Genomic DNA, 13,115 nt, shown 5'->3' with positions numbered 1-13,115 from the left:
GTTCTATTATCGCATTTTTTTCCGCTACCGCCAAAAGCAGTCTCCGGCTGAAGCCGATTGTTAACGGCTGAAAACCGCGTGGATGAAATGTAGCGTAAAATGTAGGGATGTAAATTAACGGTGTTTGCTATATGATGCCCGCCGTTTATTTTACTCATTTCCTATGTCGAGCAGGTACACCATGCCAGTGTTACACAACCGCATTTCAAATGAGACGTTAAAGGCGCAGATGCTGGCTGAGACCGAGCCGCGCACGACGATCTCGTTCTATAAATATTTCACTATCGTTGACCCGAAAGCGACCCGCGACGCTCTGTGGCTGGCGTTGACTAAGCTGAACGTCTTTGGCCGCATCTATCTGGCCCATGAAGGTATCAATGCGCAGATCAGCGTGCCGGAAAGCAAGGTCGCAGCGCTGCGTGAATTTCTCGATAGCTTCGATCCGGCGCTAAAGGGGTTACGTCTGAACATCGCGCTGGATGATGACGGTAAATCCTTTTGGGTCCTGCGCCTCAAGGTCCGCGACCGCATTGTGGCCGACGGTATTGATGACCCAACCTTTGATCCCTCTGATGTGGGCGAGTATCTGAAAGCGGCGGAAGTGAACGCGATGCTGGACGATCCGGACGCGGTATTCATCGATATGCGTAACCATTATGAGTACGAAGTCGGTCATTTTGAGAACGCGATGGAAATTCCGGCGGATACCTTCCGCGATCAATTGCCGAAAGCGGTTGAGATGATGCAGGAGTACAAAGACAAGAAGATTGTCATGTACTGTACCGGCGGTATTCGCTGTGAGAAAGCCAGCGCCTGGATGAAGCATAGCGGTTTCAATAAGGTGTGGCACATCGAAGGCGGGATTATCGAGTATGCGCGCCGCGCCCGTGAACAGGGATTGCCGGTACGCTTTATCGGTAAGAACTTTGTCTTTGACGAAAGAATGGGCGAGCGTATTTCTGATGATGTGATTGCCCACTGCCATCAATGCGGCGCACCGTGCGACAGCCACACCAATTGCCTGAATGACGGCTGCCATTTGCTGTTTATTCAGTGCCCGGCCTGTGCCGAGAAATTTGCCGGTTGCTGCAGCGAAGCCTGTATGGAAGAGCATAAACTACCGGAAGAGGAGCAGCGCAAACTGCGGGCGGGGCGAGAGAATGGCAATAAGATTTTCAATAAATCCCGTGGCCGTCTGAATACCAAATTAGGTATCCCGGATCCCGACCCGTCAGTAAAACCATAACCAGATGAGGTCGATTGCCGCTAGCAGCAGCCACAGCGCGAGATAAATCATAAAGTGCTCGCGCACGTTGTTGACTAACCAGTGATACAGGCGACGCATACACACTCTCTGATATGAAACGGCCTCGATTGAGGCCGTTTGAGATAAATGATAGACCATATGCAATCGCCGAGCTTGCGGATTGCACCTGACAAAATACAAGGAAAATCAATTTATTGATTTTCGGCTGATCGCCACAAAGAAGGAAAAACCACGCTTTTTCCTTCTTTGTCAGCAGCCTTAAACGGCCTCGATTGAGGCCGTTTGGTTTTATGGCCGGCTATTATTGTGAAAATCGCGCCAGCGAGAAGGGAGCCAGATCAAACTCCGTCGTTTCGCCTTGCGCAAATTGCGTCGCAATTTCGCCTAGTACCGGGGCAAACTTGAAACCGTGACCGCTTAACCCGGTAATGAGTAATGTATTGTCGTGACCGGGAAGCGTATCGATGATGAAGTCTTCATCGACCGTATTATCGTAAGTGCAGGAGGCGCCGTGCAGGCAGCCGCCAATCCCGGGTAGCACGTTGCGCAGGAAGTTGAACGACTCCGAGCCATCGCTGGCCACCGCGCCAAACGGTTTCCGCTCTTCCGGTTCGGAAATCAGCTGGCCGCCGTTATGCTTGCCGATCTTCAATTCGTTGTCTTCTGCCGGGAAGCCATAATACTGATCGCCATTCGGCAGTTCGCCGGTGAAAGCAGGGAAGTTGTTTTTCGCGCTATAGCGACCATCGGCCTGGAACCAGGCGAAGACTTTACGTACCGGTTGAATGGGCAGTTCCGGCAATAATTTTGTTACCCAGGTTCCGGCGCTGATCAGCAGTTTTTTGCCGCTGTAGCTACCATCGGCGGTATCGATGGTCACGCCGTCGGTGTGATGGTGAATTGCGGTAACCGGGCAGTTGAACAGTTGGGCGCAGCCCGCTTCGCGCGCCAGGCGAATCCAGGTTTCTACCGCCAGCTCGCTGCGTAACACGCCGGAAGCCGGTTCAAAAATAGCCCGGTAATCTTGCGGAATACGAATCTCCGGCCAACGTTTCATGACCGCCTCAGCATCCAACTCTTCCACGTTAAGCTCGAACTGACGCGCGCTGTGAGCCACGTTATTGAGAAAATCGGAGCTCGCGGGGCCAAGGTTAATAACCCCGGTTTTTTCGAATACGGCCTCGCCGCTACTTTGCGCAAATTCGTCCCAGAGCTGCTGGGCGCGTAGCACCAACGGCACGTATCTTTCGCCCTCGCCATAGGCGTGACGAATCAGCCGCGTACTGCCATGGTGGCTGCCTTCCTGGTGCGGCGGTTTGTGGGCATCGGTCATCAGGACATTCAGACCGGCGCGACGGGCGTAATAGCCGGCGGCAGCGCCAACGGAGCCACTACCGATAATGATGAGGTCGTATTGCATGGTGAGTTCCGGGTTATTGTTTTATTAGCAGGGTAATTAACATCAGCCGGATGTACAAGCGCGAAAAATAATTCAGGCACCCGCAGGTGCCTGTTCAGTGAATATTTAGACATCATCGGTGATACTAATGTCTGCGATACTCATTTTCCTGGTAATCGCCAGATTCTATCTTCGCTATTCCTGCTTCCAGAATAGAAATAAACTGACGTGCGACATCCGTCGTTAGCCATAGCGTCTGGCCAATTTCTGCTTCTTTATTGCTTTCTTGCGTGGGGTTTTGGTAGTGCAGGCGCAACATCAGCGCATCGTAGCTATCAACGGTGCTGATGTCCCATCCGACGAGGGGATGGGTCTGGATGACTTCATTATTCTTTTCCATCATAACCCCTTATTCATATGTTAAAAGACAACAATTCTCGAGGTTTAATGCTTGTTTTCTGAAGCACGTTAATTATATCAGCAGTTAAGTACAAACTCGAGAAAATAAATAATTAGAGACAAATTTTGCTCTGATTGGCGGTTTTTTGCGCGAGTTTCGTCCTGGGTCTCATTATTTTTTAAGGAATTTATCAGGATATTAAGGAAAGTCTTAGTTATAAGCGGAGATAAAAAAGCCGGGGCGACCCGGCAAAAAAAAGCACAATGAGGGAGCAAATTGATTTTGCGTAAGCAAACCCGGAGGCTTAGTCGTGGATAAACCAGTCGTCGGCGCTTTCCCAGGTTTCCTGCAGGATTTCGCTAATCCGGTCTTTGTCTTCTTTCAAACCACCGATGACCGACAAATTATTGCCGGCGGCATAACGTACCGTGACCTGGTTTTCACGTTCCGGATAGTGTTGAGCGATACGTTTAGATAGTTCGTTATTCAGCGCTTCCAGCGCGCCGCTGGGTAAGGCTGTGGTTTTGGCAATTGACACTTCGATGCGCATAATGGCCCCCTGGGTAATATACTGTTTATTTATACAGTAACGCTTGCGCATTTACAACAGGGGGCAAAAAACTTTATTTTTTCATCGTCCAACGCACGGTTTCACCGGCCAGGAACGGCACCAACGTATCGCCTGGAAGGGCGATGCTTTCGGCAACGGTGCTTTCTTCGCGTACCAGTTCAACGTAGCTTTCATTCACCGGCAGGCCGTAGAAACGCGGGCCATTCAGCGAGCAGAAAGCCTCAAAATGCGCCAGCGCGTTCATCTCTTCAAAGACGGTGGCGTAGCTGCCGAGCGCGGTTGGGGCATTGAAACAGCCCGCACAGCCGCAGCTGGCCTCTTTACGGTGGCGCGCGTGCGGGGCGGAGTCGGTGCCGAGGAAGGCGCGGCTGAACCCGCTGGCGACCAGTTCACGCAGCGCCTGCTGGTGGACATTGCGCTTGAGGATCGGCAGGCAGTATAGATGCGGACGAATACCGCCAACCAGCATATGATTGCGGTTAAACATCAGATGCTGCGGCGTGATGGTGGCGGCCAGCAGTTCGTTGCCGTCGCGCACGTATTCAGCGGCATCTTTGGTGGTGATATGTTCGAAGACCACTTTTAACCCCGGCAGCCGTTTGCGCAGCGGTTCCATCACCGTCTCGATAAAGCGCGCTTCGCGATCGAAGATATCAATATCAGCGTGGGTAACTTCGCCGTGCACCAGTAGCGGCATGCCCAGTTTTTCCATCCGTTCCAGCACCGGCATAATGGCATCGGTGCTGGTCACGCCGTGACTGGAGTTGGTGGTGGCGTTTGCCGGGTAGAGTTTGGCTGCGGTAAATACGCCTTCATGGAATCCGCGTTCCAGTTCGTTCGGGTCGAGCGTGTCGGTCAGGTAGCAGGTCATCAGCGGAGTGAAATCATGCCCGGCGGGAATCGCATCGATGATGCGCTGGCGATAAGCAATGGCAGCAGCGACGGTCGTTACCGGCGGTACCAGATTCGGCATCACGATCGCCCGGCCATAAAACTCACTGGTGTAAGGCACGACGGTTTTTAACATATCATCATCGCGAAGATGGATATGCCAGTCGTCAGGGCGGCGGATTTTCAATACCTGGGGTTGTGCTGTCATGGAAGGCTCCGGCTAATTGGTTCAGTCATCAGGGCTGTTTTTTGCCGGGCACTAAGGATAAGCGTAAACGTTTTCCTTTGCACTCATTTCCGTAAAAAATTAAGGGCGCTATATTCAGCGCCCTTATCGTTTAGTCAGTGAAGGGGATGATTATCTCGCCCGGTTTCACTTCAATGCCTTTCGCGTATTTCTTCGCTAAGGCCTCGCCGGTGCTGGCATCTTCACGCAGAACGTAGGCCGGTTGCTGGTTGAAATAGCTGCGCAGCGACTGATTCAGATAGGGGATCAGCGTCTGTACCACGGAGGTGAGCTTTTCCGGCTTAACTTTCGCATCGACGACTTCCATTTCACGCAGATAAATCGCGCCTTGATCTTTATTGAACACCGGCAGCGCTTTAAGCTTCAGGTCGATGGTCGCTTTCTGATTGCCAAACAGCGAATTCAGATCCAGATTAGCGGTTCCGCTCAGCGCCACTTTGTTAGGCTCTTCACGACCGATGGCGCTGGTCAGGTTTTGCAGTTCAATATGCGCATCCGCTACGCCAGGCAGGCCGATATCTTTGGCGAAGTGATTACGTTTCTGCAGCGCCTGGTTAATCTCCTGCTCGCTCACCGAGTATTGCGTAAGCTGGTTACATCCGCTCAGAAGGCCGCTGACAATCAGCGCGGCCGCGATCAACATCTTTTTCATTGGGTTCCTTAACGTCATGCCATGGCTAATCCTGACACAAAGCAGCATGGTCTGCTAGCCCCGCTTGTACTAGCGGAAAATGCTGAAAAAAAGGATTACCACTTTGGCCGCGCGTCAGATGCGCGGTTCCAGCATACCGGAAGCCGACCGTTTCTGGCTGAACTGCCACCACAATGCAATGAATGTCGCAAAGCCGATAATGCCCAACATCAACCACGGGAGTTCAGGCTGACTGAGCACTTTACCGGCATCAAACAGCCAGCCGCCGCCGGCGTACCCCAGTGCGCCGCCGAAGGCCAGGCCAAGGCGGCTAAAACCCATATAGCTGCCTCGGGCGCGGGCATCGGCTAGCGAAGCGCCCAACGTTTCGCGCGCAGGCTCGGCAATGATCGAGCCGATATAGAAAATACAGATTAAGGTAAACAGCTGCTGTAGCGTACTGGTTAAGCCAATCGGCAGCATCGCCGCCGTCATCACCAGTAAACCCGCCATCAGGCGATGCTCAAGACGAAAACGTTTTTCGCTCCAGCGGGCGATGGGGTACAGCAGGGTCAGGGAAATTGTCGCCTCAATGGCATACATCCATTTGACCGCCGCCGGAGAACCCGCAATATCGTTAACCATAATCGGCAGCATGAGCATCACCTGTACGGCCAGCATGTAGTAACCGGTCAGGGTCAGCACGTAAGTGACAAAGCGCTTATCGCGTAACACCAGCCCCAACCCTTCGCGGACCGGCGTTTTGACCGTCGAGAGTTTCCAGGCCGGTAGGTACCAGGCGTTAAACGCGGCGCAGGCAATAAAAAGCGCCGCCCCCGCGCTACACACCAGACGGAAATCGTACTGTAATAGCCAGCTGCCTAGCAGGGCGCCGATTACCGCGCCGGCGCTATCCTGCATCATCAGAATAGAGAAGAAGCGACCGCGTTGATGCGGGCGCACCAGCTTGACCACCAGCGCCGCTCGCGGCGGGTCGAACAGTGTGCCGCCGAGACCGGACAAAATGCACGAGAGCCAGAGTACCCAGGGCTCATGGGCGACGGCCATCGCCGCGAAACCGCCGGCGCGCATCAACATCCCGGTGACGATCATCGGTTTAGCGCCAAAACGATCGGCGATCGCCCCACCGAAGATGCCTAAACCTTGTTGCACCAGCTGACGCAGACCGAGGGCAATACCGACCATCAGCGCCGCCCAGCCCATCTGGTCGACAAAACGGATCGATATCAGGGGGAATACGACAAAAAAGCCGAGAACAACCAGCATGTTATCGACTAACAGGAAATATTTACCCAGGCTCCTTGCCTGCGATACGCGGGACATTTCCCCTCCAGGGAAAAAGAAAGATAAGCTTAGATATTCTGCGGGTGCGCCGGTTATTTTCCCAGCATACTGGCGACAATATTTTTTTATCAAAAAGCAAGATCGATTGAGGCTATTCATCGAAAAATGGAGATGGTGCAGAAAATGGTATGTTGCTGTTTTCACACCTTCACTCAGGGAAGGTATAGTGAAAGATATCAGTTTGGGGCAGGGAACAGGAGTGAGGAATGTTTGGCTATCGCAGTAACGTACCCAAGGTGCGTTTGACGACGGACCGGCTGGTGGTGCGGCTGGTTCACGATCGTGACGCCTGGCGTCTGGCCGATTACTACGCGGAAAACAAAGGGTTCCTGAAACCCTGGGAGCCGGTGCGCGATGAAAGCCACTGTTATCCCTCCGGCTGGCAGGCGCGATTGTCGATGATTACGGAATTTCATAAACAAGGTTCGGCATTCTATTTCGCGCTGCTCGATCCTGATGAGAAAGAGATTATTGGGGTAGCGAACTTCTCCAACGTAGTGCGTGGTTCATTCCACGCCTGCTATCTCGGCTATTCCATTGGTGAAAAGTGGCAAGGGCAGGGTCTGATGTTTGAAGCGCTGACCGCGGCGATTCGCTATATGCAGCGTACGCAGCATATCCATCGCATCATGGCCAACTATATGCCGCACAATAAACGCAGCGGTGACTTGCTCGCCCGACTGGGTTTCGAGAAAGAGGGTTACGCTAAGGACTATCTCCTCATTGATGGGCAATGGCGAGATCACGTATTGACGGCATTAACGACCACTGACTGGACCCCGGGGCGCTAAGGAGACAACATGAAATATCAGCTAACCGCGCATGAAGCGCGCATTATTGGTTGCCTGCTGGAGAAGCAAGTGACCACACCCGAACAATATCCGCTGTCGGTGAATGCGGTGGTCACCGCCTGTAACCAGAAAACCAACCGCGAGCCGGTGATGTCGCTGGCGGAAAGCGATGTTCAGGATTTGCTGGATGAACTGGTTAAACGCCACTATCTGCGTACGGTAAGCGGTTTTGGCAACCGAGTGACCAAATATGAACAGCGCTTCTGTAATTCCGAATTTGGCGACCTCAAGTTAACAGCGGCGGAAGTCGCCATCGTCACGACGCTGCTGCTGCGCGGCGCGCAAACGCCAGGCGAGCTGCGCAGCCGCGCGCAGCGGATGTATGAATTCCGCGATATGGCCGAGGTGGAAAGCACGCTCGACAATTTGGCCAGTCGCGAAGACGGCCCGTACGTCGCGCGCCTTCCGCGCGAACCGGGTAAACGCGAAAGCCGCTATATGCACCTGTTCTGTGATGACATGGATTCACTCATTACCGTCGTGGAAGCCGTGTCGCCGCCGAATGACGATCTACAGGCGCGCGTCGAGGCGCTGGAGGCGGAAGTGGCTGAGCTCAAAGTACGTCTTGATTCACTGCTGGCTCACTTAGGAGAGTAATTGTGACGGCAAAATTACGCGTTGGCGTGGTGGGGCTCGGCGGCATTGCGCAAAAGGCATGGTTGCCGGTGCTTGGCGCCGCCGATGGCTGGACGCTGCAGGCCGCCTGGTCGCCGGGGAAAGAGAAAGCGTTACGCATCTGTGAAACCTGGCGCCTACCTTATGCCGAGTCTCTGGATGCGCTGGCGGCGCAATGTGATGCGGTATTTGTCCATACCTCAACCGCTTCACATTATGAAGTGGTGCATCATCTGCTGAATGCAGGAGTTCATGTTTGCGTGGACAAGCCGCTGGCGGACAAGCTCAGCGAAGCCGAATCACTGGTTGAACTGGCGGCGCGTCGGCGTTTAACGTTAATGGTGGGTTTCAATCGCCGTTTTGCGCCGCTGTATCGTGAATTAAAAGCGCATCTCAACGATGCGGCGTCATTGCGTATGGATAAGCATCGTAGCGATAGCGTGGGCAAAGAGCTGCGTTTCACCCTGCTGGATGATTATCTGCATGTTGTCGATACCGCGCTGTGGCTGGCGGGAGATAAGGCGCGGGTGAATGGCGGGGTCCTGCAAACCACTTCTCAAGGGGAAATGCTCTACGCCGAGCATCACTTCAGCGCGGGGCAGCTGCAAATCACGACCAGCATGCATCGTCGCGCCGGAAGCCAGCGTGAGTGGGTACAGGCGGTGACCGATGGCGGGCTGTATGAGGTGAGCGATATGCGCGAGTGGCGTGAAGAGCGGGGCAGCGGTATCCTGCAGCGCCCGGCGCCCGGCTGGCAAACGACGCTTGAGCAGCGCGGATTCGACGGCTGCGCGCGGCACTTCATTGAATGCGTGCAAAATCAGACGGTTCCGGAAACCGCCGGCGAGCAGGCGCTCTTAGCCCAGCGGATCGTGGAAAAGCTCTGGCGTGAAGCGATGAGCGAATAACTGGTTGTAACAACTGACAGTAGTAATTCATTGCGAACCCGGTAGACTATCGCCACTTTCCAGCGCCCGCTTTTGCGGGCGTTTTACTCCATGGGTTGTGGAATAAGACAGTAATGAATCTATTAAAATCATTAGCGGCAGTCAGCTCGATGACCATGTTCTCGCGCGTACTGGGGTTCGCCCGCGATGCTATCGTCGCGCGTATTTTTGGCGCCGGGATGGCGACCGACGCCTTTTTTGTGGCCTTCAAACTGCCAAACCTTTTGCGGCGTATTTTTGCCGAAGGCGCCTTTTCTCAGGCCTTTGTGCCGATCCTCGCTGAATATAAAAGCAAACAGGGCGAAGACGCGACGCGGGTGTTCGTCTCCTATGTTTCCGGGCTATTGACCCTGGTTCTGGCGCTGGTCACGGTGGCGGGGATGCTGGCTGCGCCGTGGGTGATTACCGTTACCGCACCGGGCTTTGCCGATACGCCGGATAAGTTTGCCTTAACCACCCAGCTGCTGCGTATCACCTTCCCCTATATATTGTTGATCTCGCTGGCATCGCTGGTGGGGGCGATCCTTAACACCTGGAACCGCTTCTCGGTTCCCGCCTTTGCGCCGACCTTCCTCAACGTCAGCATGATTGGTTTTGCCCTGTTTGCCGCGCCTTATTTTCATCCGCCAATGCTGGCGATGGCCTGGGCGGTTACGGTTGGCGGTATCCTGCAACTGGCGTATCAACTGCCGCATCTGAAAAAAATCGGTATGCTGGTGCTGCCGCGGGTTAATCTGAAAGATGCCGGGGCGATTCGCGTGGTTAAGCAGATGGGGCCGGCGATCCTCGGCGTCTCCGTCAGCCAGATTTCGCTGATTATCAACACCATTTTCGCCTCCTTCCTGGTCTCAGGTTCGGTCTCCTGGATGTATTATGCCGACCGTCTGATGGAGTTCCCCTCCGGCGTGTTGGGCGTGGCGCTGGGAACTATCCTGTTGCCATCGCTATCAAAAAGTTTCGCCAGCGGCAACCATGATGAATATTGCCGACTGATGGATTGGGGGCTGCGCCTGTGTTTCCTGCTGGCCTTGCCGAGCGCGGTAGCCTTAGGCATTCTCGCTAAGCCGCTGACGGTATCGCTATTCCAGTACGGTAAGTTCAACGCTTTCGATGCGGCGATGACTCAACGCGCGCTGGTGGCTTATTCGGTTGGGCTGATGGGGCTTATCGTGGTGAAGGTGCTGGCGCCGGGCTTTTACTCGCGCCAGGATATCAAGACGCCGGTTAAAATCGCCATTGTTACTCTGATAATGACCCAGGTGATGAACCTGGCGTTTATTGGCCCGTTGAAGCATGCCGGCTTGTCGCTGTCTATTGGTCTGGCCGCTTGTCTGAACGCCGCGCTGCTTTACTGGCAACTGCGTAAGCAGAAAATCTTCACCCCGCAGCCGGGCTGGTTCGTCTTCCTGCTGCGTCTGGTCATCGCGGTGCTGGTCATGGCGGCAGCGCTCGTCGGCGTGATGTATCTGATGCCGGAGTGGTCGCAGGGGACGATGCCGTTCCGCCTGATGCGCCTGATGGTAGTGGTGGTGGCCGGCGTAGTCGCCTATTTCGCAACCTTGCTGCTGCTCGGTTTCCGCCTGAAAGAGTTTGCCCGCCGCACGATTTAAATTCATCGCTACGTCGGGCCTGACTAACCCGTTCCGCTATGCGGAGCGGGTTTTTTTTATCTCACGGCGCGGTCAGCGGCCTGTAGACGGGCATTTTCCAGCAGGCGGATAATCAGAGCAATCGCGCCGCTGCTCACCGCCAGAATCACCACGCCATTCCAGCCAGCCAGCACGTACAGTTTACTTCCCAGCACCGAACCCAGAGCCATACCAATGAAGACCACGGTAAACAGCAAGGCGTTAAGCCTGCCGCGGGCCTGGGGCTCCAGGCTGTAAACCAGATTTTGATGCGCCACCAGACTTGATTGCAGACCAAGGTCAAAACCGATAGCCGATAGTGCAATCAGCGCCAGTTGGCCATGTACCGGCAGGGCGGGCAGCAGCAACATCAGGGCAAAGGAGACGGTGACGAATGCCGCGCCGAGCTGGGTGACTCTCCCCGCGCCAACTTTATCCGCCAGACCGCCTGCCAGCGGTGCCGCCAGGGCGCCTGCCGCGCCCGCGATACCGAAGCCGCCGGCGACCGCGCTACCCATCTGGTAATGTTCGGCGAGCATCACCGCCAGCGTCGACCAGAACGCGCTAAAGGCGATAGATAAAAAGCCCTGGGCGAATGCCGCGCGGCGCAGCGCAGGATAGCGCTGCCACAGATGGGCCATCGACCTCATCAACTGCGGATAGCTGAGGGTAGAGTGGATCTCAAAACGCGGCAGAACACGCCACATTAACAGGCCGATGAAAGCGATACTGACTGCCGCAGCCTGGTACATGACTCGCCAGCCAAATAGCGCGCCGACCAGCCCGCTGACGGTACGCGAAAGTAGGATCCCCAGTAGCAGGCCGGTCATCACCGTACCGACCATTTTCCCCTGTTTGCCCGCCGGCGCAAGAATGGCCGCTGCCGGGACAATATCCTGCGCCATGGTCGCCGCCATGCCGATCAGCAGGCTGACGACCAGCAGCGAGGTCAGTTGTCCGGTCAGGCTGCAGAGCAGTAACAGCGCCGCCAGTACGGCGCTTTTCAGCAGGATAAGCGTTCTGCGATCGTGGCGATCGCCGAGCGGCAGCAGGAATAATATTCCCAATGCATAGCCTGCCTGGGTCAACGTGGGCACTAGCCCCATTCCTTCAACGCTGAGATGCAGGTTGGCGCCGATTAATGGCAGCAGCGGCTGGGCGTAGTAGATGGATGCGACGCTAAAGCCTGCGCCGAGCGCGAGAATAAATATAACCCAGCCGGCCTGGCGGGTGGATAAAGGAAGCGGTGTCATAGTAATGCCCTCGTAAATGCGTTGGCGCTATTGTTCCCCGAAGCGGACTGGCGCGGAAGATAGGGTAGTGGTAAAACGGTTATACGTAGCACGTATAGGCAAAATATAAATGAAGAAACAAGAGCGTATAGATCGGATTGAGCTGATGCGGACGTTTATTCGCATCGTCGAAGCGGGTTCGCTCTCGGCGGCTGCTCTGCAGATGAGTACGACTCAGGCGACCGTTAGCCGACGCTTGCAGTCGCTGGAGACGTTACTCGGCGCAAGGCTTATTCTGCGCACGACCCATGCTATGAAACTAACCGATGACGGCGAGCGCTGCTATCAACATGCGCGGCGGCTGGTGGACAGCTGGCTGGCGCTGGAAGATGATCTACGCATCGAGGAAGACCGGCCGGTTGGCGTGCTGCGGGTGCGGGCGCCGCACGCTTTTGGCCAACAGCAGCTGCTGGGCCCGCTGGTTAGCTTTCTGCAGCGTTATCCTGAGCTTTCCGTTGAGTGGATGCTGAATGATAAAACCGTCGATTTTCTTAGCGATAATATTGATTGCGCGATCCGCGTTGGTGCGGAAGTGGATCCGTCAACCGTCTCGGTACTATTGGCTGTGGTTCCCCGCAGCCTGGTGGTTGCGCCTGAGCTATTGGCGCGCCATCCGGAACTCGGCGAACCGCAGGCGCTTTCCGCGCTGCCCTGGGTCGCTATTAGCACCTTTTACCAGCATGAAGTCACACTACAGCATCAGGTGGGCGGGCAGTTGATGAGTTTCCCGATCGTTCCTTGTCTGAGTACCGATAGCGTCTACGTTGCGCGTAATACCGCTCTGGCGGGGTTGGGAGCGGCAATTGTTTCCAGCTGGGCGGTGGAGGAGGATATTGCGGCAGGCAGGCTGATTGAGCCGTTTGCGCAGTGGCGGGCTTCGCCGCTGCCGGTGCATCTGGTTTATCCCTGGGCGCGCTATTACCCAACGCGGCTGCGCAAGTTTCTCGATTTGATGCGCGAAGTGATGCCGCAGGTGGCGGGGATGCAGCGCCCGGACGAGAAGAAATAAAA

14 protein-coding genes are annotated in these 13,115 nt (G+C 55.2%); 6 read left to right on the top strand and 8 right to left on the bottom strand.

Annotated features, from left to right (window positions below; all coding sequences use genetic code 11):
- Positions 1-181 precede the first annotated feature (181 nt).
- On the top strand, positions 182-1,246 hold the full coding sequence (locus PGR23_RS16520) for a rhodanese-related sulfurtransferase (RefSeq protein ID WP_015705028.1): 1,065 nt from the start codon (positions 182-184) through the stop codon (positions 1,244-1,246).
- Here PGR23_RS16520 and PGR23_RS16515 read toward each other — a convergent pair.
- The 7 genes from PGR23_RS16515 to mdtH form a co-directional block, all read right to left on the bottom strand.
- On the bottom strand, positions 1,232-1,345 hold the full coding sequence (locus tag PGR23_RS16515) for a DUF2770 family protein (RefSeq protein ID WP_064571551.1): 114 nt from the start codon (positions 1,343-1,345) through the stop codon (positions 1,232-1,234). The genes PGR23_RS16520 and PGR23_RS16515 overlap by 15 nt on opposite strands.
- Before the next feature lie 223 nt (positions 1,346-1,568).
- The gene (gene solA / locus PGR23_RS16510) at positions 1,569-2,687 is read right to left on the bottom strand and encodes an N-methyl-L-tryptophan oxidase (protein ID WP_045393642.1); all 1,119 of its coding nucleotides are present in this window, start codon (positions 2,685-2,687) and stop codon (positions 1,569-1,571) included.
- Positions 2,688-2,811: 124 nt separating this feature from the next.
- Positions 2,812-3,066 carry a biofilm formation regulator BssS gene (bssS, locus tag PGR23_RS16505; protein WP_045393644.1) on the bottom strand — a complete coding sequence of 85 codons (255 nt, stop codon included), beginning with the start codon at positions 3,064-3,066 and terminating at the stop codon, positions 2,812-2,814.
- Between the two features lie 304 nt (positions 3,067-3,370).
- Positions 3,371-3,616: a DNA damage-inducible protein I gene (dinI, locus tag PGR23_RS16500; RefSeq protein ID WP_045393647.1), complete on the bottom strand. Its 246-nt coding sequence runs from the start codon at positions 3,614-3,616 to the stop codon at positions 3,371-3,373.
- Positions 3,617-3,689: 73 nt separating this feature from the next.
- Positions 3,690-4,736, bottom strand: coding sequence for a dihydroorotase (gene pyrC, locus PGR23_RS16495; RefSeq protein WP_213797665.1), 1,047 nt, complete (start codon positions 4,734-4,736; stop codon positions 3,690-3,692).
- A 130-nt stretch (positions 4,737-4,866) separates the two neighbouring features.
- The gene (locus PGR23_RS16490; protein ID WP_396279763.1) at positions 4,867-5,427 is read right to left on the bottom strand and encodes a lipoprotein; all 561 of its coding nucleotides are present in this window, start codon (positions 5,425-5,427) and stop codon (positions 4,867-4,869) included.
- Between the two features lie 114 nt (positions 5,428-5,541).
- Positions 5,542-6,750: a multidrug efflux MFS transporter MdtH gene (mdtH, locus tag PGR23_RS16485; RefSeq protein ID WP_045393652.1), complete on the bottom strand. Its 1,209-nt coding sequence runs from the start codon at positions 6,748-6,750 to the stop codon at positions 5,542-5,544.
- 227 nt (positions 6,751-6,977) lie between these two features.
- On the opposite strand from mdtH, the gene rimJ reads away from it, so the two are divergent.
- The 4 genes from rimJ (at position 6,978) to murJ (ending at position 10,794) form a co-directional block, all read left to right on the top strand.
- On the top strand, positions 6,978-7,562 hold the full coding sequence (gene rimJ / locus PGR23_RS16480; protein ID WP_045393654.1) for a ribosomal protein S5-alanine N-acetyltransferase: 585 nt from the start codon (positions 6,978-6,980) through the stop codon (positions 7,560-7,562).
- Positions 7,563-7,571: 9 nt separating this feature from the next.
- Entirely contained in the window at positions 7,572-8,219 is a 648-nt protein-coding gene (locus PGR23_RS16475; protein ID WP_045393656.1) for a YceH family protein, read from the top strand.
- Positions 8,220-8,221: 2 nt separating this feature from the next.
- Positions 8,222-9,145, top strand: a complete 924-nt coding sequence (locus tag PGR23_RS16470; RefSeq protein WP_047078743.1) for a Gfo/Idh/MocA family protein — start codon at positions 8,222-8,224, stop codon at positions 9,143-9,145.
- Positions 9,146-9,258: 113 nt separating this feature from the next.
- Positions 9,259-10,794, top strand: coding sequence for a murein biosynthesis integral membrane protein MurJ (gene murJ / locus PGR23_RS16465; protein ID WP_015367200.1), 1,536 nt, complete (start codon positions 9,259-9,261; stop codon positions 10,792-10,794).
- Positions 10,795-10,850: 56 nt separating this feature from the next.
- On the opposite strand, the gene PGR23_RS16460 is transcribed toward murJ, so the two are convergent.
- Entirely contained in the window at positions 10,851-12,065 is a 1,215-nt protein-coding gene (locus tag PGR23_RS16460) for an MFS transporter (RefSeq protein WP_047046896.1), read from the bottom strand.
- A 109-nt stretch (positions 12,066-12,174) separates the two neighbouring features.
- Here PGR23_RS16460 and PGR23_RS16455 point away from each other — a divergent pair, with 109 nt between their 5' ends.
- The gene (locus PGR23_RS16455; protein WP_047078746.1) at positions 12,175-13,113 is read left to right on the top strand and encodes a LysR family transcriptional regulator; all 939 of its coding nucleotides are present in this window, start codon (positions 12,175-12,177) and stop codon (positions 13,111-13,113) included.
- Positions 13,114-13,115: the final 2 nt, after the last annotated feature.

Source organism: Klebsiella sp. 141162 (genome assembly GCF_050600755.1).
Taxonomy (GTDB): Bacteria; Pseudomonadota; Gammaproteobacteria; order Enterobacterales; family Enterobacteriaceae; genus Klebsiella; species Klebsiella aerogenes.
This window is presented reverse-complemented; position numbering and strand designations above follow the sequence as displayed.